This is a genomic window from Bradyrhizobium sp. Ce-3, assembly GCF_022835695.1.
Classification (GTDB): Bacteria; Pseudomonadota; Alphaproteobacteria; order Rhizobiales; family Xanthobacteraceae; genus Bradyrhizobium.
This window is the reverse complement of record NZ_BQUV01000001.1, coordinates 412,764-431,618: the sequence shown is the minus strand read 5'-3', so window position 1 is coordinate 431,618 and position 18,855 is coordinate 412,764. Positions and strand designations below refer to the sequence as shown.

General features: G+C 66.1%; 21 protein-coding genes. 13 read left to right on the top strand and 8 right to left on the bottom strand.

The features are described from left to right. The first annotated feature begins 125 nt into the window (after nt 1–125). Nucleotides 126–503, top strand: coding sequence for a VOC family protein (locus BRSPCE3_RS02175; protein WP_244063948.1), 378 nt, complete (start codon nt 126–128; stop codon nt 501–503). Between the two features lie 150 nt (nt 504–653). Here BRSPCE3_RS02175 and BRSPCE3_RS02170 read toward each other — a convergent pair whose 3' ends face one another. Continuing rightward, nucleotides 654–1,259 carry a TIGR00730 family Rossman fold protein gene (locus BRSPCE3_RS02170; RefSeq protein WP_244063946.1) on the bottom strand — a complete coding sequence of 202 codons (606 nt, stop codon included), beginning with the start codon at nt 1,257–1,259 and terminating at the stop codon, nt 654–656. A 213-nt stretch (nt 1,260–1,472) separates the two neighbouring features. Here BRSPCE3_RS02170 and BRSPCE3_RS02165 point away from each other — a divergent pair, with 213 nt between their 5' ends. From BRSPCE3_RS02165 to BRSPCE3_RS02150, 4 genes are all read left to right on the top strand, one after another. Beyond that, on the top strand, nt 1,473–3,461 hold the full coding sequence (locus tag BRSPCE3_RS02165) for an ABC transporter ATP-binding protein/permease (RefSeq protein ID WP_244063945.1): 1,989 nt from the start codon (nt 1,473–1,475) through the stop codon (nt 3,459–3,461). Nucleotides 3,462–3,512: 51 nt separating this feature from the next. Beyond that, nucleotides 3,513–4,211, top strand: a complete 699-nt coding sequence (locus BRSPCE3_RS02160) for a phosphatidylserine decarboxylase (RefSeq protein ID WP_050404685.1) — start codon at nt 3,513–3,515, stop codon at nt 4,209–4,211. A 76-nt stretch (nt 4,212–4,287) separates the two neighbouring features. Further along, a complete protein-coding gene (pssA, locus tag BRSPCE3_RS02155) occupies nt 4,288–5,169 on the top strand; it encodes a CDP-diacylglycerol--serine O-phosphatidyltransferase (RefSeq protein ID WP_244063943.1) in 882 nt (293 codons plus the stop codon). Between the two features lie 270 nt (nt 5,170–5,439). Beyond that, nucleotides 5,440–6,159, top strand: a complete 720-nt coding sequence (locus tag BRSPCE3_RS02150) for an RraA family protein (protein WP_244063941.1) — start codon at nt 5,440–5,442, stop codon at nt 6,157–6,159. Nucleotides 6,160–6,218: 59 nt separating this feature from the next. Here BRSPCE3_RS02150 and BRSPCE3_RS02145 read toward each other — a convergent pair whose 3' ends face one another. Together BRSPCE3_RS02145 and BRSPCE3_RS02140 are read right to left on the bottom strand one after the other, a co-directional pair. Beyond that, nucleotides 6,219–6,839, bottom strand: a complete 621-nt coding sequence (locus tag BRSPCE3_RS02145) for a TerC family protein (RefSeq protein WP_244063940.1) — start codon at nt 6,837–6,839, stop codon at nt 6,219–6,221. A 177-nt stretch (nt 6,840–7,016) separates the two neighbouring features. Next, the gene (locus BRSPCE3_RS02140; protein ID WP_244063939.1) at nt 7,017–7,370 is read right to left on the bottom strand and encodes a hypothetical protein; all 354 of its coding nucleotides are present in this window, start codon (nt 7,368–7,370) and stop codon (nt 7,017–7,019) included. Between the two features lie 249 nt (nt 7,371–7,619). On the opposite strand from BRSPCE3_RS02140, the gene BRSPCE3_RS02135 reads away from it, so the two are divergent. After that, the gene (locus tag BRSPCE3_RS02135) at nt 7,620–8,447 is read left to right on the top strand and encodes an SDR family NAD(P)-dependent oxidoreductase (RefSeq protein WP_244063938.1); all 828 of its coding nucleotides are present in this window, start codon (nt 7,620–7,622) and stop codon (nt 8,445–8,447) included. Here the strand turns inward: BRSPCE3_RS02135 and BRSPCE3_RS02130 are convergent. After that, nucleotides 8,425–9,879 carry a PLP-dependent aminotransferase family protein gene (locus BRSPCE3_RS02130; RefSeq protein ID WP_244063936.1) on the bottom strand — a complete coding sequence of 485 codons (1,455 nt, stop codon included), beginning with the start codon at nt 9,877–9,879 and terminating at the stop codon, nt 8,425–8,427. The genes BRSPCE3_RS02135 and BRSPCE3_RS02130 overlap by 23 nt on opposite strands. A gap of 89 nt (nt 9,880–9,968) precedes the next feature. On the opposite strand from BRSPCE3_RS02130, the gene BRSPCE3_RS02125 reads away from it, so the two are divergent. Both BRSPCE3_RS02125 and BRSPCE3_RS02120 read left to right on the top strand, forming a co-directional pair. Continuing rightward, entirely contained in the window at nt 9,969–10,379 is a 411-nt protein-coding gene (locus BRSPCE3_RS02125; protein WP_244063935.1) for a cupin domain-containing protein, read from the top strand. Beyond that, complete coding sequence (locus tag BRSPCE3_RS02120) at nt 10,376–10,843, top strand: carboxymuconolactone decarboxylase family protein (RefSeq protein WP_244063933.1); 468 nt, start codon at nt 10,376–10,378, stop codon at nt 10,841–10,843. The genes BRSPCE3_RS02125 and BRSPCE3_RS02120 overlap by 4 nt, the downstream gene beginning before the upstream one ends. A gap of 23 nt (nt 10,844–10,866) precedes the next feature. Here BRSPCE3_RS02120 and BRSPCE3_RS02115 read toward each other — a convergent pair whose 3' ends face one another. From BRSPCE3_RS02115 to BRSPCE3_RS02100, 4 genes are all read right to left on the bottom strand, one after another. Next, nucleotides 10,867–11,409: a GrpB family protein gene (locus BRSPCE3_RS02115; protein WP_244063931.1), complete on the bottom strand. Its 543-nt coding sequence runs from the start codon at nt 11,407–11,409 to the stop codon at nt 10,867–10,869. A 56-nt stretch (nt 11,410–11,465) separates the two neighbouring features. Continuing rightward, on the bottom strand, nt 11,466–12,062 hold the full coding sequence (locus tag BRSPCE3_RS02110; RefSeq protein ID WP_244063929.1) for a DUF2889 domain-containing protein: 597 nt from the start codon (nt 12,060–12,062) through the stop codon (nt 11,466–11,468). A gap of 198 nt (nt 12,063–12,260) precedes the next feature. Next, a complete protein-coding gene (locus BRSPCE3_RS02105; protein ID WP_244063927.1) occupies nt 12,261–13,817 on the bottom strand; it encodes a long-chain fatty acid--CoA ligase in 1,557 nt (518 codons plus the stop codon). Continuing rightward, nucleotides 13,747–14,616: a TetR/AcrR family transcriptional regulator gene (locus BRSPCE3_RS02100; RefSeq protein ID WP_309296286.1), complete on the bottom strand. Its 870-nt coding sequence runs from the start codon at nt 14,614–14,616 to the stop codon at nt 13,747–13,749. The genes BRSPCE3_RS02105 and BRSPCE3_RS02100 overlap by 71 nt, the downstream gene beginning before the upstream one ends. Here BRSPCE3_RS02100 and BRSPCE3_RS02095 point away from each other — a divergent pair. From BRSPCE3_RS02095 to BRSPCE3_RS02075, 5 genes are read left to right on the top strand one after another with little or no spacing between them, the layout of a single operon-like run. Then, nucleotides 14,607–15,791, top strand: a complete 1,185-nt coding sequence (locus BRSPCE3_RS02095; protein WP_244063926.1) for a lipid-transfer protein — start codon at nt 14,607–14,609, stop codon at nt 15,789–15,791. The genes BRSPCE3_RS02100 and BRSPCE3_RS02095 overlap by 10 nt on opposite strands. Before the next feature lie 8 nt (nt 15,792–15,799). Continuing rightward, nucleotides 15,800–16,255: a MaoC family dehydratase N-terminal domain-containing protein gene (locus BRSPCE3_RS02090; protein WP_244063925.1), complete on the top strand. Its 456-nt coding sequence runs from the start codon at nt 15,800–15,802 to the stop codon at nt 16,253–16,255. Then, nucleotides 16,252–16,659 carry a MaoC family dehydratase gene (locus BRSPCE3_RS02085; protein ID WP_244063923.1) on the top strand — a complete coding sequence of 136 codons (408 nt, stop codon included), beginning with the start codon at nt 16,252–16,254 and terminating at the stop codon, nt 16,657–16,659. Before BRSPCE3_RS02090 ends, BRSPCE3_RS02085 begins: the two co-directional genes overlap by 4 nt. A 9-nt stretch (nt 16,660–16,668) precedes the next feature. After that, on the top strand, nt 16,669–17,496 hold the full coding sequence (locus BRSPCE3_RS02080) for an SDR family NAD(P)-dependent oxidoreductase (protein WP_244063921.1): 828 nt from the start codon (nt 16,669–16,671) through the stop codon (nt 17,494–17,496). Nucleotides 17,497–17,508: 12 nt separating this feature from the next. Beyond that, nucleotides 17,509–18,654 carry an acyl-CoA dehydrogenase family protein gene (locus BRSPCE3_RS02075; RefSeq protein WP_244063919.1) on the top strand — a complete coding sequence of 382 codons (1,146 nt, stop codon included), beginning with the start codon at nt 17,509–17,511 and terminating at the stop codon, nt 18,652–18,654. Nucleotides 18,655–18,855: the final 201 nt, after the last annotated feature.

Here is an 18,855-nt window from a genome sequence, read left to right as displayed (position 1 = left end):
GAAAATTGTAGCCCGGATGGAGCGGAGCGCAATCCGGGGCGGGTCCATCCGCGGAGAACCTTCCCCGGATTTCGCTTCGCTCCATCCGGGCTACAGGTTCGCAATGACGGCAGGAAGGAGGCCACATGATCGACCACGTCTCCGTCGGCGTCCGCGACCTCGACCGCGCCGCGCGGTTCTATGAGCCGACGCTGGCCGCACTCGGCCTGAGCCGTCTCGTCACGCGGCCGGCCACAATCGGCTTCGGCAAGGCCTATCCGGAGTTCTGGATCAATCTGCGCGCCGCGATGGCGCAGGTCGCTCACGAGAGCGGCACCCATATCTGCCTGCGCGCGAAAACCACAGCCGAGGTCGATGCCTTCCATGCCGCCGCGCTGGTGTCCGGCGGCGCATCCGACGGCGCGCCGGGCCTGCGCCCGCACGATCGCGTGCGCTACTACGCAGCCTTCATCCTCGATCCCGACGGCAACCGCATCGAGGCCGTGACGTTTCCGAGCGAGTGATGTTGGACGGCACTAATCTCAGACCGTCATCCAGAGGTGCGAGCGGAGCAAGCCTCGAAGGATGAATCGGCCACCGGCCGGGCCGTGCATGCTTCGAGACGCGCGTTCCGCGCTCTTCAGCATGACGGGACTAGGTTTGTGCTCGAACGATCACAGCCGCCGCGCGACTTCCGGTGCGAGTTCCTTCGCGGCTGCCGGCTTGCCGGCCACCGCCGAACGCAGCCGAGGCAGGATATCGTCGACGCGGTCGGCCATCAGCACGTTGATCGGCAGCGTCGGGCGGATGAACTCGGTCGTGCGCATGTGGTTCAACAGCGAGAGCAGGGGCTCCCAGAAGTTGTCGATGTTGGCGAGCAGGATCGGCTTGGAGTGACGGCCGAGCTGCTGCCAGGTCAATTGCTCGACCAGCTCCTCCAGCGTGCCGATGCCGCCGGGCAGCGCGACGAACGCATCGGAGCGCTCGAACATCAGGCGCTTGCGCTCATGCATGTCGGGCGTGACGATCATCTCCTGCACCGAGGTCAGCGCGTTCTCGCGCGCCCGCAGGAATTCCGGAATGATGCCGGTGACGGAGCCGCCATGATCGAGCGTGGATTTGGCGACCGCGCCCATCAGGCCGATCGAGCCGCCGCCATAGACCAGGCGCACATTGTTGTCGGCAAACGCCTTGCCGAGCGCAACGGCAGCTTCAACGAAGCGGGGATTGTTACCGGGGCCGGAGCCGCAATAAACACAGACAGTCTTGATTTGGTTCATACGATCCTTGTGGCACTGCAGCGTAAACAGGGTCAAGATCAGCATATGGGGATTGAAGACCAAAAAATCCCGTAAATTCCCGCGAATCGCGAACAATTTTCGTCATAAGCCTGTACGCCGCGTTCAAACGATCTATATGACGGGCACAATGGCAAATCGTGGAAAAGATGTGGCAGCGCACCGGCGCGCCATGACGGCGAGAGCAGGCTCCTGATGGTGCCGCCGCAACAGCCTGTAACCGCTGCCGATCAGCCCACGGCCACGACGCCGACGGCCGAGAAAGGCACGCTGCTCGGCACCCTCGTTCATCTCTGGCCCTACATCTGGCCGGGCGATCGCGCCGATCTGAAGATGCGCGTGATCTGGTCGGTGGTGCTGCTGCTGTTCGCCAAGCTCGCCACGCTGTCGGTGCCGTTCACCTTCAAATGGGCGATCGACGCGCTGAACGGCACGGGCTCGGCGCCGGTCGCAGCGTCGAACTGGGTGGTCTGGCTGATCGCCTCGCCGGTGCTGATGACGATCAGCTACGGCGCGGTGCGCATCATCATGGCGGTGCTGACGCAGTGGCGCGACGGCATCTTCGCCCGCGTCGCGATGCACGCGGTGCGGCGGCTCGCCTACATCACCTTCGTGCACATGCACGAGCTGTCGCTGCGCTTCCATCTCGAGCGCAAGACCGGGGGCCTGACCCGCGTGCTGGAGCGCGGCCGCTCCGGCATCGAGACCATCGTGCGGATGGTGATCCTGCAGCTGATCCCGACCATCGTCGAGGTCACGCTGCTCGCCGGCGTGCTGCTGTGGCAGTTCGACTGGCGCTACGTGCTCGCGGTGCTGATCACGGTCGTCGTGTTCATGTATTTCACTTACATCGCGACCGAGTGGCGGATCGAGATCCGCCGCAAGATGAACGATTCCGACACCGAGGCGAACACCAAGGCGATCGACTCGCTGCTCAACTACGAGACGGTGAAGTATTTCGGCGCCGAGGAGCGCGAGGCGCGGCGCTACGACCGCTCGATGGAGCGCTACGAGCAGGCCAGCGTGAAGACCTATACCTCGCTTGCGGTGCTCAACACCGGGCAGGCGATCATCTTCACGGCCGGCCTGACCGCGACCATGCTGATGTGCGCGTTCGGCGTCCGCAACGGCACCCACACGGTCGGTGATTTCGTGCTGATCAACTCGATGATGATCCAGCTCTACGTGCCGCTGAATTTCATGGGCATGGTCTATCGCGAGATCAAGCAGGCGATCATCGACATCGAGAAGATGTTCGACGTGCTGGAGCGCAATCCCGAGGTGAAGGACGTGTCGGGAGCCAAGCCGCTTGTCGTATCGTCCGGCAGCGTGCGCTTCGAGGATGTCCGCTTCGCCTACGAGCCCGACCGAGCGATCCTGAAGGGGCTGAGCTTCGAAGTGCCGGCCGGCAAGACGGTCGCGATCGTCGGCCCGTCTGGTGCCGGCAAGTCGACGATCTCGCGGCTGCTGTTTCGGCTCTACGACGTATCGAGTGGCCGCATCCTGATCGACGGCCAGGATATCAAGACGGTGACGCAGGCCTCGCTGCGATCGGCAATCGGCATGGTGCCGCAGGACACCGTGCTGTTCAACGACACCATCCGCTACAACATCCGCTACGGCCGCTGGGATGCCGGCGACGACGAGGTGGAGGAGGCGGCGCGTCTCGCGCAGATCGACGGCTTCATCCGGATGTCGCCGCAGGGCTACGAGACCCAGGTCGGAGAGCGCGGTCTGAAGCTTTCGGGCGGCGAGAAGCAGCGCGTGGCGATCGCGCGCACCGTGCTGAAGGCGCCGCCGATCCTGGTGCTGGACGAGGCGACCTCCGCGCTCGACAGCCACACCGAGCACGAGATTCAGGGCGCGCTGGAGCGGGTGTCGCGCAACCGGACCTCGCTGGTGATCGCGCACCGGCTGTCGACCATCGTCGGCGCCGACGAGATCATCGTGCTGGACCAGGGCCGGATCGCCGAGCGCGGCACCCACGCGCGGCTTTTGGCCGCCGACGGCCTCTATGCCAGCATGTGGAACCGGCAGCGCGAGGCCGAGGAGGCCCGCGAACGGCTCGCCCAGGTCGATGACGATGGCAGCGCACCGAATCGGCTGCCGCCCGCTGCAACTGATTCCTCGGAGGATTCCACCCCTGATACGGGTGAGAAACCCTTGCCGACCGCCGCGGAATAGTCGATTTAGGGCCTCTCCCGCCGCAGGGGCGGGGTACCACAGCGAGTTCTGATGTCGATCGCCAATTCCATCCGCGCGCAGATCCCGCCGATCCACCCGGAGGGCTATCCCTTCATCGGCGGCTTCGCGCTGGCGAGCCTGATCCTGTTCTGGATCTGGACCCCGCTGGGCTGGATCGGGACCCTGCTGACGGTCTGGTGCGCGCTGTTCTTCCGCGATCCGGTCCGCGTCACGCCGCTGCGCGACGGCATCGTGGTGTCGCCGGCCGATGGCCGCGTCTCCATGGTGGTGCAGGCGCTGCCGCCGGCCGAGCTCGGCCTCGGCGACAAGCCGCTGCCGCGGGTCTCGGTGTTCATGAGCGTGTTCAACTGTCATGTGAACCGCAGCCCGGTGGCCGGCCGCATCGACCGTATCGCCTACCGGCCCGGCGCCTTCATCAATGCCGAACTCGACAAGGCGAGCGAGGACAATGAGCGCAACTCGCTGGTGATCTCGAGCGCCAACGGCCGCATCGGCGTGGTCCAGATCGCGGGCCTGGTGGCGCGCCGCATCGTCTGCTTCGTCAAGGAGGGGCAGTCGATCGGCGCCGGCGAGCGCTTCGGCCTGATCCGCTTCGGCTCGCGGCTCGACGTCTATCTGCCCGAGGGCACCAAGGCGCTGGTCTCGGAAGGGCAGACCGCGGTTGCCGGCGAGACCATCCTGGCGGATTTCCGCAACGCCGACCCGGGCCGCACCTACCGCGCCGATTAACCCTCTTTCGCCAGGTCGATCAGCCGGTTCCCGCGCCAATGGCGGAGCGGGCCAGCGCTTGCTATATTGCCAAGCCATGACGCCATTCGATCACAATCCATCAGAGTATCGCCGACGCCGGTTCCGCCCGATCCCGGTGCGGATGCTGGTCCCGAACATGATCACGCTGCTGGCGATCTGCGCCGGCCTGACCGCGATTCGGCTGTCGACGGAAGGGCGGATGGAGCTTGCGGTCGCTGCCATCGTGTTCGCCGCGATCCTCGACGGCATCGACGGTCGCGTCGCCCGCATGATCAAGGGCCAGTCGAAATTCGGCGCCGAACTCGACAGCCTCGCCGACTTCGTCAATTTCGGCGTCGCGCCGGGCCTGATCCTGTATTTCTGGCAGCTGCATGAGCTCAACAACGGCGGCTGGATCGCCGCGATGGTGTTCGCGATCTCCGGCGGCCTGCGGCTGGCGCGCTTCAATGCCTCGATCGACGATCCGAACAAGCCGGCATTCGCCGCTAATTATTTCACCGGCGTGCCGGCGCCGGCCGGCGCGATCACCGTGCTGCTGCCGATCTATCTCGCCTTCCTCGGCGTGCCGATGCCGCCGGCGACCTTGACGGCGTTCTACACGCTGCTGATCGCCTTCCTGATGGTGTCGCGGCTGCCGGTGTTCTCCGGCAAGACCGTGAAGATGCGCGTGCCGCCGGAGATGGTGCTGCCGGTGTTCGTTGCCGTGGTGTTCTTCGTCGCGCTCCTGATCGGCTATCCCTGGCACATCCTGTCGGCGGGCTCGGTCGCCTATTTGATCAGCCTGCCGTGGGGCTGGAAGTCCTACCGCGACCAGGAGCGCCAGCTTGCGGCGCAGACGCAAGGCGCGAGTGCACCAGCGACGGCGCAGACCGCTGGTCCCTATGCGGCGCCGGCCGCGGATGCCGACAACGACGATCGTCCGACGCATCTGCATTGAGCGCGCCGACTTCCTGACCCGTCATCCCCGCGCAAAGGCTTCGCCTTTGTCGCTGGAGGAGCGCGTAGCGCGTCTCGAAGGATGCACGGCCACAGTCGGGCCGTCGACCCTTCGAGACGGCCGCTGCGCGGCCTCCTCAGGGTGACGGTGATGTAGTTGCTTCACTCACGCAAATATCAGCCATGAGCGTGGCTCGGTTGGGTTCGCCGCCGATCTCGGCTATAGGCCTAAGATCGGCCAGCGAACGCCAAAAATCAGGAGAGAAACGCCGTGACGACATCCGCTTCCGCCCCGCTGCCTGCGTCCGTCCTCGAGGCGTTGGCGCGCTATGACACGCCGACGATCTGCAACGCGATGGAGATCGTGGCACCTGAGCGCCGTCTGATCGGCTACACCGTGAAGCCGCTGGTCTGCCCGTTCCCGACGCTGCCGCCGATCGTCGGCTATGCCCGCACGGTCGCGATCCGCTCGGTGCTGAAATCCGGCCTCTCGGCCGAGGAGCAGTCGAAGCGCCGCATCGAATATTACGAATATGTCGGCACCGGCTTCGGTCCGCGCATCTCGGTGATCCAGGACATCGACGGTCCCGACGTCGGCTACGGCGCGTTCTGGGGCGAGGTGCAGAGTGCCGTACACAAGGCGCTCGGCTGCCTCGGCGTCATCACCGACGGCTCGATCCGAGACATTCCGCAATGGGCGCCGGGCTTCCAGGCGCTGGCCGGCTCGATCGGTCCGTCGCATGCCTGGGTGCACGCCGAGAGCTTTGGCGGCGAGGTCCGCGTCGCCGGCATGACGGTGCGTTCCGATGATCTGATCCACGCCGACAGCCACGGTGCGATCGTGATCCCCTACGAGATCGCGGCGAAACTGCCGGAGGCCGCCGAGCTCTGCGGCCGTCGCGAGACTCCGATCCTCGACATCGCGCGCTCCAAGGATTTTACGCTCGAGAAGCTGAAGGAAGCCCTGAAGCGCTCGTCGGAAATCCACTGACGCAACGCACGTCTCGATCTGCGCAACGGCGGGCCCTCGGGCCCGCCGTTTTGCATTGGTCAGACCGGCGCGACCTTCGCGATCTCGTTTGCGCCGCGAATCGTCATGTCGATCGCGACGTAGAGGATCACGGCGAGGCCGACATAGGCGATCCAGCGGTGGTTCTGTAAGAGCCGCGCGATGAAGGTCGCGGCGGCACCCATCATCGCGATCGAGAGCGCGAGGCCGAACACCAGCACGATCGGCTGCTCGCGCGCGGCGCCCGCTACCGCCAGCACGTTGTCGAGCGACATCGAGACGTCGGCGACGATAATCTGCGTCGTGGCCTGCCACAGCGTCTTGCGCGGCACCTCCGCGCCGTCGGTACCATCGGCGGCCGCGGTCTCATGCGCGCCGGCGCGCAGCTCGCGCCACATCTTCCAGCACACCCAGAGCAGCAGGATGCCGCCGGCCAGCAGCAGGCCGACGATCTGCATCAGCTGTGTGGTGACGAGTGCGAACAGGATGCGCAATAGCGTCGCGGCGCCGATGCCGATCAGGATCGCCTTGCCGCGCTGCTGCGCCGGCAGGCCGGCCGCGGCAAGGCCGATCACGACCGCATTGTCGCCGGCCAGCACGAGGTCGATGACGACGACTTGCAGCAGAGCGCTGAGCGCGTCGAGTGAAAACAGTTCGGACATGGGCAATGCTCCCCTTGAGGTCGGGGAGTGGACCGTCTCGACGAAACGGGATGTTGCCGTCACGCGGACGGCAAATCCGCCACGACGCTGTCACGTCGCGGCTCGAAGCAGGGCCACTCCAACTGAGTTCCAGTCCGACATCGCAGCTTGTGGCTGCCAGAGGGGCCCGGCCTGGGATTACGGTCGTGATACCGGCCGCAGCGCCGCTTCTTCCTCGAAGAACAGCGCTGCCTGGTCCGGCTCGCCGAGGATCGCCGCTGCACACCCCATGAAGGTGAATGCGCCGGCAAAATCCCACAGCGTGAGGTTCGCCACGCTTGCGCGCACGTGGATCACGCGCGCCGCAATCGCGGCAATGGCTGCCTCAGCGAACAACAACAGGCTGAGCGCGGGCAGCACGAGTGCGAGCTCAACCAGATGGACCGTCAGGACAATCGGCAGCGCTGATAGCACTGCGAAGAGCAGGAGCATGCCGAATGGCTCCAGCGAGAGAGCCTTCTGCGCGAACCTGTCTGGAATGGTCGAGGACATTGCGGCCCTTTGCCGATACCGGCCTTGTCGTTCATCTCGACGTTATCAGAATGCATTCACCTTGACGCGCGGCGCGGCGCCGCGCGACCGCAGGCCGCGCGACAGATTGCGCACCACGCGGGCGTGGTCGAGGGGGGCGTGCGGGCCGTTCCGGCTCTGTTTTGGGGCTGATGGCTGCCATGGCAAAGTCCGCAGCGGGGATTTATCTTTGCCGGCAGCGCTGGGCGAACGGATCGAAAGGCAATTTCGATGAATATGGCAGGCAAGACGGTGCTGATCACCGGTTCCACCGACGGCGTTGGCCGCTACGTGGCGATGAAGCTGGCTTCCGCCGGCGCCCGGGTCCTGATCCACGGCCGCGATACCAAGCGGGCGCAGGTCCTCGCCGACGAGATCAAGCGGGTCAGTGGCCGCGAGCCGATGTTCTACCAGGCCGACCTGTCCTCGCTCGCCGAGGTCCGCGAGTTCGCCCAGCTGGTGCTCGACGACCAGGAGCGCCTCGATGTGCTGGTCAGCAATGCCGGCATCGGTTCGCAGAACGACGGGCCCGCGCGGCAGACCAGCAAGGACGGCCACGAGCTGCGCTTCGCGGTCAACTATCTCGCCGGATTCCTGCTCGCGCATCTCTTGCTGCCGCGGCTCAAGGCGAGCACGCCGGCGCGCATCGTCAACGTCGCGTCGCTCGGCCAGCACCCGATCGATTTCGCTGACGTGATGATCACCAGGAACTACAGCGGCGCGCGAGCTTACGCGCAGAGCAAGCTGTCGCAGATCATGTTCACTATCGACCTTGCCGCGGAGCTGGAAGGCTCCGGCGTGACCGTCAACTCGCTGCACCCGGCGACCTACATGAACACCACGATGGTGCGCGCCAGCGGCGCCACGCCGATCTCGACCGTCGAGCAGGGCGGCGACGCCATCCTGCGTCTGGTCCAGGACGACGATGTCGCTGATAGGAGCGGACTGTTCTTCGACGGCAAGCGCGAGGCCCGCGCCCATGCCCAGGCCTATGACGCCGAGGCGCGCAAGCGGCTCAAGGCGCTGAGCCTCGCGCTTACCGGGTTGCGCCTTTCCTGACGCGGCGCGCCGCCGGCGCACCCTCGCTACGACCTTGGCTGCGGATCGCCTCGAACAGGTGCTTGCACGCAGCCTGAACGCCGCGATCGGGCGCCGTCGCAATGCCGAGCAGCAGGCCCGGCTGCCCGCGCTGCGGTGAAGCATACCAGGGCGAGAGCGGGGCGGGCGCCAGCCCGTGCGCCAGCGCCTGCCGCGCGATCGCGACATCATCGGTCTTGTCCGGCAGCGCCAGCATGACGGCGAGGCCGGCCACCCGGACGTCGTTGCTCCAGCTGCCGAGCGCCGCCGTCAGCGCATCGCGGCGTTCGCAATAGGCCCGCTTGGTTCGCCGGAGATGGCGGATGTAATGGCCATCGCGCATGAACTCCGCGGTGGAGAGCTGCACCGCCGGTCCGGGAGCGGGGGCGAGGCACGTCGCGACATCGGCGAACTGCGCCGCCAACGGTTCGGGCGCAACCAGGAAGCCGAGCCGGAGCGTCGGCGAGATCGTCTTGCTGAACGAGCCGAGATGGATCACGCATCCGTTGCGGTCGAGCGAGGCCAGCGCGGGCGCGGCGCGGCCGGCGAGCTGCAACTCGCCGAGATAGTCGTCCTCGATGATCCAGGCGCCGGACTGTGCCGCCCAGTCCAGCAGTTGCGCGCGACGCTTGGCTGACAGCGGCGGGCCGAGCGGGGCCTGCTGGCCCGGCGTCACCACCGCGAGCGCCGCGTCGGGTGCGTGCTTGAGGCCATACTCGACATCGATGCCATTGGCGTCGACGGGGATCGGCGCCAGCGCGAGCCGGGCCAGCTCGAGCCCCTTTCTGGTCAGTGGAAATCCCGGGTCCTCCATCCACGCACGGCGGCCTTCGAGGCCGAGCACCCGCAGCGCCAGACCAAGCCCACCGCTGAAGCCCGAGGTGATGACGATCTGCGCCGGCGAGCATTCAAGCCCGCGTGCGATCGCGAGGTGCGCGGCGATCTCGCGCCGCAATTCGATCTCGCCGCGTAGATCGTTGGTGCGGCTCACCGCGCTCAGCTCCGCACGGACGGCGCGGGCGCGGATTCGGGCCAGCAGCTTGGCGGGGAGAACGTCCTGCGCGGGGACACCCATGCGGAAGTGGCCCTGGCCGCTCAAGTCCTGGAACATTTCCGCGACCGAGCCGGGCATGACCGGCGTATCGGGCTTGGCTGCTTTGCTTGGTCGCCGCGCGACGGTGGTGCCGTTCGTCTTCGACGACACGATGTGCTGGGCGTCCGCCAGCTTGTCATACGCAGCGCGCACGGTGCCGCGCGCAACGCCGAGCTGGGCGGCAAGGTCGAGCCACGACGGCAGCCGGGCGCCGGGCACCAGCACGCCATTGTCGATCGCCACCGCAATCGCCTTGCGGATCTGCTCCGAGAGCGGCGTCTTCGCTGACCGGTCGAGCGTGATGGGAAGCGGGCTTGGCATGGCCCGTGGTACACCAATTCGGTTCATTCTTGGTGCTTCATTTTGACCATGGCTGCCCGCATCTATCCGGTAGCAATGGAGCCAATCACATGAAGATTTTACTGCCAGTTGTCATGGCCTGCGCGATGGTTGCCGCTCCGGCGAGCGCGGAATCGGTGACGCCAAAGTTCGAGCACGTGATCACGAACATTCCCGGCAAGTCGCTGGTCACAGCCGAGGTCGACTTCCCGCCCGGCGATCCGTCGGCGCCCCACCGTCACGCCAAATCCGCCTTCCTGTATGTCTATGTCCTGCAGGGTGCGATCGAAAGCCAGGTCGAGGGCGAAGCGGCGCCGCACGTCTACCGGGCCGGTGACAGCTTCTTCGAGGCGCCGGGCGCGCATCACGTGCTCGGACGCAATGCCAGTGCGACCGAGCCGGCGAAGATCCTTGCGGTATTCGTCGTCGACAGCAACGACAAGGTGCTGACCGTCTACGACAAGGAAGGGCACAAGCAGTGAGCATGCGGATCGACTACACCAAGGCCGCGCCCGCAGCCATCAAGGCGCTCGGTGGCGTCTATGGCTACATCACGCAATGCGGCCTCTCGGCGACGCTGATCGAGCTGGTCTATCTGCGCGTCTCGCAGATCAACGGCTGCGCCTATTGCCTCGACATGCATACCCGTTCGCTGCAGAAAATGGGCGTCAAGCTTGAGAAGCTTGCGGTGCTGCAGGTCTGGCGCGAGGCCGAGGTGCTGTTCGACGCGGAGGAGCGCGCGGCGCTGGCTTGGGCCGAAACCGTCACCCGCGTGGCGGAGACCGCGATCCCGGACGACGCCTATGAAGCGGCGCGCGCCACCTTCAACGAGAAGCAGCTGGTCGACCTGACCATCGCGATCGGCCTGATGAACACCTACAACCGGATCGCGATCGGCTTCCGCAATCCGCCGCAGGCCGTGGTCGAGCATTCCGCGGCGGCATGATTTTCGGCACTTCGTAGGGTGAGTTAGCCACCCGCGCGCCATGCGCGCGCCTTGGCCGTCATCTCCTGGACGAATGCATCCTTGCCGGTTCGATAGGCCTCGATGTCGTTCTTCGAGGCGGCGGCGAGGGCGTGCTTGATATCGGCATAGGCGCGTGCCGCCTCGGGGTGCGTACGCAGATAATCGCGAAACACCAGACGCGCTTCCCAACGCGGGTGGGACGGCTCCATCATATGCAGATGGTGGGTCCACGGGCCCGGCGGTCCCTTGCGGAAGAACAGCTCGCCGGGAAGCCATGACGCGTATTCCGGCATGTAGGCATAGCCAATTGCTTCAAGCGGCTTGACGCATCGTTGCCTGGCCTCTTCGAGGCTGGATATACCGACCAGCAGGTCGATGATCGGCTTCGACGGCAGACCTGGAACGGCCGTGCTGCCGATATGCTCGATGGCCGGCGCGAGCGCGCCGAGGGCCTGCGCGATCCGCGTACGCTCCTGTGCGAACAGCGTGGGCCAGTTCGCGTCATAGTCGGAGACGACGATCGACCCCGCGCCGTATTGCTCCACGTTATTCCCCCGATTGCGTCTCACAGACTATCACGTGGACGGCGGCCGGGCACCGCTCACGGACCCTGCTTGACCTCGACCGGCTTTGTCGCGAACTGCGGGAATGTCTCGGCCACGACCGGTCCATCGAGCCGCCACGAATAGCAGCCGCCGACGAAGAACGGCGGCTCGGTGACATCGCGCTGATGATCGAGCGCGCCGCGGCCCTGCGGGTCCTTGCCCGAGGTCGCGGTCTGGAACAGCGTCGTCACCGCCGGGCCGAGCAACTCGGCGAGATGGGTGCAGGTCTCAAGCTTGCCGATCTTGCGCCTGATAATATCGCGCCAGCCCTTGCCGATCCGTTCGCCGACCAGACGCTGCAGGATGCCCTCGACGTCGAGGCAGGACGGGTAGGGCGTCGAGGCCATGGTGGTGCCGGTCTCGCGGATCGTGAAGCTGTCGTCGACCGCGAGCCGCAGCCTGATGTCGTGCACGGGATCCTCCGGCTGCTGCAGGCCGCGATGCTTGTCCTGTCGCGCATATGGCTTGGTGTCGACCAGCCGCGCCTCGACCTCCCACAGCCCGTCGTCGCGGAGATAGCCGAGGCATTCGACGGAGCGGCGGTGCATCAGGCGACGGGGCTTGCCGTCGGCATTGGTATCGGGGGCGGACATCGGAACTCGCTGGATTGAATCTGACAACGATCCAAGCGGTCGCGTGCTCCGATGTCAACGTCCGTTGTCCGCGCGGCGCCATGCTGCGTAGGGCGGGTTAGCGAAGCGTAACTCGCCGTCTTCATCCGACGAATGCTCGTGCGGATGAGAGACCCGCGGTGGGTTACGCTTCGCTAACCCACCCTACGGTTTCGCGCCTCAGCTGACCCGCCGCTCGCGATTCTCCCAATACGGTTTGCGCAGCTCGCGCTTCAGGATCTTGCCGGCGCCGGAGAGCGGCAGCGCCGTCGCGGTGATGTCGACGCTGCGCGGGCATTTGTAGCCGGCGATCAGCGCCTTGCAATGCTCCATCAACTCTTCCGGCGTGGCGCTGGCGCCGCTCTTCATCACCACCACGGCGTGGACCTGCTCGCCCCAGCGCTCGCTCGGGATCCCGATCACGGCGCATTGCGCCACTGACGGATGCTGGGCGAGAGCATTCTCGACCTCGGCCGAATAGACGTTCTCGCCGCCGGAGATGATCATGTCCTTGACGCGGTCGACGACGTAGACGAAGCCGTCCTCATCCATGTAGCCGCCGTCGCCGGTGTGCATCCAGCCGTCGATCACGGCGCGCGCGGTCTCTTCCGGACGCTCCCAGTAGCCCATCATCACCATGTCGCCGCGCACCGCGATCTCGCCGACGGTGCCTGTCGGCACGATTTTGTCTTCGGCATCGACGATCTTGACCTCGGCGCCAAGCGTGGCGCGGCCGGCGCCGCGATGCCGGCCCTTGGCGCGGCCGTCGCCGATATGCTCTTTCCAGTGCAGCAGCGTCGCGATCGGCGACAGCTCGGTCATGCCATAGGCCTGGGTGAACTCGACATGCGGCAGCGCCTTCATGGCGCGGGTCAGCACGGCGTCGCTGATCACGGAGGCGCCGTAGGCGATCCGCTTCAAGGACGACAAGTCGTAACTGCCGAGCGTCGGGTGGTCGACGAACATCTGGATCATGGTGGGCACCAGCAGCACGTCGGTAACGCGTTCCTTTTGCACGGCGGCCGCGACGCCGTCGGGCGTGAAGCCCTGGATCACGACGTTGGAGCCGCCCGACAGCAGCACCGAATACATCGCCGCGCCGTTGGCGAGGTGGAACATCGGGGCCGCGTGCAGATAGATCGTGCTGCCCGGCCACAGGCCTTCGCCGAGCGCGTTCAGCGCATTGGCCATCAGATTGCCGTGGCTCAGCATCACGCCCTTGGAGCGGCCGGTGGTGCCGCCGGTGTAGAAGATGCCGGCGAGGTCGTCGCGGGTGCGCATCGCGTCCGGACTAGGTTCGCTCTGCGCGATCAGCGTCTCGTAATTCGCCATGCCTTCCGGCGTCTCGCCTTCGTCGGCATAGATCAGCGTCAGTCCGGGAATGGTCCTGGCCAGCGTCGTCCCCACTGGCGCGAATGCTTTATCGACGAACAGGATGGTGGCGCGGCAATCGCGCAGCGCATCCTCGTTCTCGATCGGAGACCAGCGGATGTTGAGCGGCACGATCACGGCGCCGGCCCAGCCGACGGCGAGGTACAGTTCGAGATAGCGGTCGGAGTTCAGCGACAGCACCGCGACGCGGTCGCCATTGTCGGCCCCAAGCGAGCGGATGGCGGCGGCGAGGCGGGCGACACGGCTGCCGACCTCGCGCCAGTTGCGCCGCCGCTCACCGCAGACGACCGCGAGCCCGTTTGGATTGACCTGCAGCGCCCGCCGCAGCCCGTGGGTGATGTTCACTCGTCTCCTCCCTTGATGCGTTTCCCTTGCGAGGCGGTTTGTCCGCCTTCTTGCGCGTTGGTGATGTGGCGATGCCTTCGGTGAGGCGGATCGCGAATTCTTCGGCGACGGCGCGTCCGGTCATCTCACCGCCGGGCTGGAACCAGTGGCCGATCCAGTTCAGCGAGCCAGCGATCGCAAATGCCGCGAGCTTGGGGTCGCAGGGTTTCACCGAACCGTCTTTCACGCCCTGCGCGATATAGTCGCGGAAGGCGCGGTCGATCCGCCGCTTCGCGGTCTGCACGATCTTGCGGTTGTCCTCGCTGAGATCGCGGATGTCGAAACGGACCAGGCTCTTGCCGTAGTCCTCGGTCATCAGCTCGGCATAGCGGACGATCAGCTTGCGCAGCTTGTCCAGCCCTGAGCCGCCGGCGGCGGAGGTCTCGGCGATGCAATCGTCGACCAGTTCGTTGCCGATCGACCAGCACTCGTACAGGATCTCGTCCTTGCCGCGGAAGTAATTGTAGAGCGCGGGCTTGGTGATGTTCAGCCGCTTGGCGACCTCGTTCAGCGTGGCGCGGTGATAGCCTTGCTCCAGGAACAGGGCGACAGCCGTGCGCAGCACCGCCTCGCGCTTCTCGTCGCGGGCGCGACGCCGGCTCTCGAACGGCAGCCAGGGCGACTCGTTGCTGGAGGAGGGAGAGCTGGCGTCCATCGCGTCGGTCGTTGTCGCATTGACTTGGGGTGATCGCCCGTATATTACCCATGGGTAATAAATAGTCCAGTGGGTAATTTCCGGGAGGACACGCAATGACGTCACGCACCTATGTTGCCGGGGTCGGCATGATCCCGTTCGTCAAGCCCGGCGCCAATGCGCCGTATCATGTGATGGGTGCGGAAGCCGCCAAGCTCGCGCTCGCCGATGCCGGGCTCGACTACGGCAAGGTCCAGCAAGCCTATGTCGGCTATGTCTATGGCGACTCCACCTGCGGCCAGCGCGCGCTCTATCCGGTCGGCATGACCGGCATCCCGATCGTCAACGTCAACAACAACTGCTCGACCGGCTCGACGGCGCTGTTCCTGGCGCGGCAGGCGATCGAGTCGGGGGCCGCCGATTGCGTGATGGCGCTCGGCTTCGAGCAGATGAAGCCCGGCGCGCTCGGGGCCGTGTTCACCGACCGCCCCAGCGCATTCGACGATTTCGACGCCGCCGCCGACAGACTGGTCGACGCGCCCGGCGTGCCGCTGGCGCTGCGCTATTTCGGCGGCGCCGGCCTCAGCCACATGAAAAAGTACGGCACGCCGCTGTCCGCGTTTGCAAAAGTGCGCGCCAAGGCGAGCCGCCATGCCAAGAACAATCCGCTGGCGCTGTTCCGCAAGGAGGTCACCGCCGACGACGTGATGAACGACCAGGTGATCTGGCCCGGCGTGATGACCCGGCTGATGGCCTGCCCGCCGACCTGCGGCGGCGCCGCCGCGATCCTGGTCTCGGAGAAATTCGCCGACCAGCACGGCCTCAACAAGCAGGTCCGGATCGCGGCGCAGGCGATGACGACCGACACGCCCTCGACCTTCGGGGCCGCTGACATGATGCAGGTGGTCGGCTACGACATGGCGCGGGACGCCGCGAACAAGGTCTATGAAGCCGCCGGCATCGGGCCCAAGGATCTCGACGTCGTCGAGCTGCACGACTGCTTCGCCCATAACGAGCTGATCACCTATGAGGGGCTCGGCCTGTGCGCCCAAGGCGAGGCCGCGAAATTCATCGATGACGGCGACAACACCTATGGCGGCCGGATCGTCACCAACCCGTCCGGCGGGTTGCTGTCGAAGGGCCATCCGCTCGGCGCCACCGGCCTCGCGCAGTGTTACGAATTGACGCGGCAGCTGCGCGGCACGGCTGCTGCGACCCAAGTGGACGGCGCGCGGCTCGGCCTGCAGCACAATCTCGGCCTCGGCGGCGCCTGCGTCGTGACGCTCTACGAACGCGTCTGAGGCCGGCCATGGTCGATCAATCCGCCGTCGGGCGTGAATTCACGCCCGTGACCGCGCGCGTCGAGCCTGGGCGCCTGCGCTTCTTCCTCGACACGCTCGGCGAGAGCAATCGGGTCTATCGCGACGAGGCGGCCGCGCAGGCCGCGGGCTTCGCGGCGGCGCCGGTGCCGCCGACCTATCTGTTCTGCCTCGAGATGATGGACGCGACCGTGCCGTTCGAATTTCTCACGGCGCTCGGCATCGATCTCGCGCGCGTGCTGCATGGCGAGCAGCGCTTCGACTATCACGCTCCCGTGGTGGTCGGCGATGTCCTGACTTTCCGGCCGCGTGTCTCTGGGGTGACCGACAAGAAGGGCGGGGCGATGACGCTGATTGTGGTCGACACGCCGGTCACGAACCAAAACGGCGTCCATGTCGCCGATGTCTCGCGCACCATCGTGGTGCGCAATGCGAGGCCGTCATGAGTGCTGGCATTCCGGCGGTCGGCGACCGCATCGTGCACAAGGAATTTCCGCCGATCACTCGGCATCGCCTCGCGCTATATTGCGGCGCCTCGGGCGATCACAACCCGATCCATGTCGACATCGACTTCGCGAAGCAGGCCGGGTTTCCCGACGTGTTCGCGCACGGCATGCTGGTGATGGGCTATCTCGGCCAGGCGCTGACGGATGCGGTCGGGCCGTCGCGCATCCGCTCGTTCTCGACCCGCTTTGCCGCGATCACCCAGCTTGGCGCCCAGCTGACCTGCGAAGGCACGGTAACCGAGCTGATCGAGCAGGGCGGCGAGAAGCGTGCGAAGCTCGCGCTCACGACGAAGGACCAGAACGGCGAGATCAAGCTCGCCGGCGAAGCGATTATCGCGCTGTAGGGAGAGATCATGTCGAAACTGCATGGAAAGGTCGCGCTCGTCTCCGGATCGGGCCGCGGCATCGGGCGGGCGATTGCTCACAAGCTCGCGGGCGAGGGCGCGCGCGTCGTGGTCAACGACCTCGATGCCGAGCCGGGCAATGCGGTCGTCGGCGAGATCAAGGCCATGGGCGGCGAGGCGATCGCGGTCAATGGCAGCGTGACGGAAGCGGGCTTTGCCGACCGCTTCGTCGGCGCCGCCATCGAGCAGTTCGGCGGCCTCGATATCATCGTCAACAATGCCGGCTACACCTGGGACTCGACGATCCAGAAGATGACCGACGAGCAGTTTCAGGCGATGCTGGACGTCCATCTGGTCGCGCCGTTCCGGATCATGCGCGCGGCATCGGAGCCGATCCGGGTGATGGCGAAGAAGGAGGCCGAGGCCGGCCGCGAGGTATTCCGCAAGGTGGTCAACATCTCCTCGATCGCCGGGCTCTACGGCAATGCCGGGCAGGCGAGCTACTCCTCGGCCAAGGCTTCGCTGATCGGGCTGACGCGCACGATGTGCAAGGAGTGGGGCCGGTACAAGGTCAATGTCAATTGCGTCGCGTTCGGCCTGATCAACACCCGCCTGACCCAGCCGATCGAGACCCAGCAGAAGACCATCGACGTCGCCGGCCGCGACATCAAGGTCGGCGTCCAGCCGCAGATGCTGGAGGCGATGGGCCGGATGATCCCGCTCGGCCGCGGCGGCACGCCGGAAGAGGCGGCAGACGCCGTCTATCTGTTCTGCGCGCCGGAATCGAACTACATCAGCGGTCAGGTGATCGTCGCCGGTGGCGGCCTTCTGATTTAGCACGAGGAAAGCATGCACTACCGATCGTCCTGGATGACCGAGGAGCTGGACACCTTCCGTGACCAGTTCCGCAAATTCCTTACCAAGGATTTGGCGCCGCACGCCGAGACATGGCGCGAGCAGAAGCTGGTCGACCGATCCGCCTGGCGCGCGCTCGGCGAGATGGGCGCGCTGCTGCCGAGCGTGCCGGAGGCCTATGGCGGCCTGGGGACGACCTTCGCCTATGACGCGGCCGTGCTCGACGATCTCGAGAGCACCGTTCCGGAATTGACGACCGGCGTTTCCGTGCACAGCGCGATCGTCGCACATTACATCCTCAACTATGGCTCGGAGGAGCAGAAGCAGCGCTGGCTGCCGAAGATGGCGTCGGGCGAGATGGTCGGCGCCATCGCGATGACCGAACCCGGCACCGGCTCCGATCTGCAGGCCGTCAAGACCACGGCGAAGAAGCAGGGCAATTCCTACGTCATCAACGGCCAGAAGACCTTCATCACCAACGGCCAGGCCGCCGACCTCGTCATCGTGGTGGCGCGCACCGGTGCGCCGGGCGCCAAGGGCATCTCGTTGATCGTTGTGGAGACCGCCGGTGCCGAGGGCTACCGGCGCGGCCGCAACCTCGACAAGATCGGCCTGCACGCCTCCGACACCTCGGAGCTGTTCTTCGACAATGTCACGGTGCCGCCGGAAAACCTGCTCGGCAACGAGGAGGGCCAGGGCTTCGTGCAGCTGATGCAGCAATTGCCGCAGGAGCGGCTGTCGCTCGCGATCGGCGCGGTCGCCTCGATGGAGCGCGCGGTCAAGATCACCGCCGACTACACCAAACAGCGCACCGCATTCGGCAAGCCGCTGATCGAATTCCAGAACACCGCCTTCACGCTCGCCGAGCGCAAGACCGAGGCGATGATCGCCCGCGTGTTCGTCGACTGGTGCGTCGAGCGCCTGGTCGCCGGTGACCTCGACACCGTAACGGCGTCGATGGCGAAATGGTGGTGCTCGCAGAAGCAGGTCGAGACCGCCGACGAATGCCTGCAGTTGCACGGCGGCTACGGCTACATGCAGGAATACCCGATCTCGCGGATGTTCATCGATGCCCGCATCCAGAAAATCTACGGCGGCACCAACGAGATCATGAAGGTCTTGATCGCGCGCTCGCTGTAGGGCGGGCTGGGCGTTCAGTTCCGTCATTGCGAGCGGAGCGAAGCAATCCACCACTCCCCGGCGGGACGATGGATTGCTTCGCTTCGCTCGCAATGACGCGGATGGGCCCGGAGAATATCCGCCCGCCCTGCGCAAATCAGCGGGACTGGCGCGCTGCCCTTTCCCTGCCGCATGGCTCAATGCGGCGGCCGCATCCCGCGG

Excerpts from the sequence above, each read along its gene's own strand:
- BRSPCE3_RS02170 (WP_244063946.1), bottom strand. The coding sequence starts at position 1,259 with ATGAACCAAATCAAGACTGTCTGTGTTTATTGCGGCTCCGGCCCCGGT.
- BRSPCE3_RS02140 (WP_244063939.1), bottom strand. The coding sequence starts at position 7,370 with ATGTCCTCGACCATTCCAGACAGGTTCGCGCAGAAGGCTCTCTCGCTG.
- BRSPCE3_RS02165 (WP_244063945.1), top strand. The coding sequence starts at position 1,473 with ATGGTGCCGCCGCAACAGCCTGTAACCGCTGCCGATCAGCCCACGGCC.
- BRSPCE3_RS02095 (WP_244063926.1), top strand. The coding sequence starts at position 14,607 with ATGACGTCACGCACCTATGTTGCCGGGGTCGGCATGATCCCGTTCGTC.
- pssA (WP_244063943.1), top strand. The coding sequence starts at position 4,288 with ATGACGCCATTCGATCACAATCCATCAGAGTATCGCCGACGCCGGTTC.
- BRSPCE3_RS02145 (WP_244063940.1), bottom strand. The coding sequence starts at position 6,839 with ATGTCCGAACTGTTTTCACTCGACGCGCTCAGCGCTCTGCTGCAAGTC.
- BRSPCE3_RS02175 (WP_244063948.1), top strand. The coding sequence starts at position 126 with ATGATCGACCACGTCTCCGTCGGCGTCCGCGACCTCGACCGCGCCGCG.
- BRSPCE3_RS02125 (WP_244063935.1), top strand. The coding sequence starts at position 9,969 with ATGAAGATTTTACTGCCAGTTGTCATGGCCTGCGCGATGGTTGCCGCT.
- BRSPCE3_RS02075 (WP_244063919.1), top strand. The coding sequence starts at position 17,509 with ATGCACTACCGATCGTCCTGGATGACCGAGGAGCTGGACACCTTCCGT.
- BRSPCE3_RS02080 (WP_244063921.1), top strand. The coding sequence starts at position 16,669 with ATGTCGAAACTGCATGGAAAGGTCGCGCTCGTCTCCGGATCGGGCCGC.
- BRSPCE3_RS02090 (WP_244063925.1), top strand. The coding sequence starts at position 15,800 with ATGGTCGATCAATCCGCCGTCGGGCGTGAATTCACGCCCGTGACCGCG.
- BRSPCE3_RS02110 (WP_244063929.1), bottom strand. The coding sequence starts at position 12,062 with ATGTCCGCCCCCGATACCAATGCCGACGGCAAGCCCCGTCGCCTGATG.
- BRSPCE3_RS02085 (WP_244063923.1), top strand. The coding sequence starts at position 16,252 with ATGAGTGCTGGCATTCCGGCGGTCGGCGACCGCATCGTGCACAAGGAA.
- BRSPCE3_RS02130 (WP_244063936.1), bottom strand. The coding sequence starts at position 9,879 with ATGCCAAGCCCGCTTCCCATCACGCTCGACCGGTCAGCGAAGACGCCG.
- BRSPCE3_RS02160 (WP_050404685.1), top strand. The coding sequence starts at position 3,513 with ATGTCGATCGCCAATTCCATCCGCGCGCAGATCCCGCCGATCCACCCG.
- BRSPCE3_RS02135 (WP_244063938.1), top strand. The coding sequence starts at position 7,620 with ATGAATATGGCAGGCAAGACGGTGCTGATCACCGGTTCCACCGACGGC.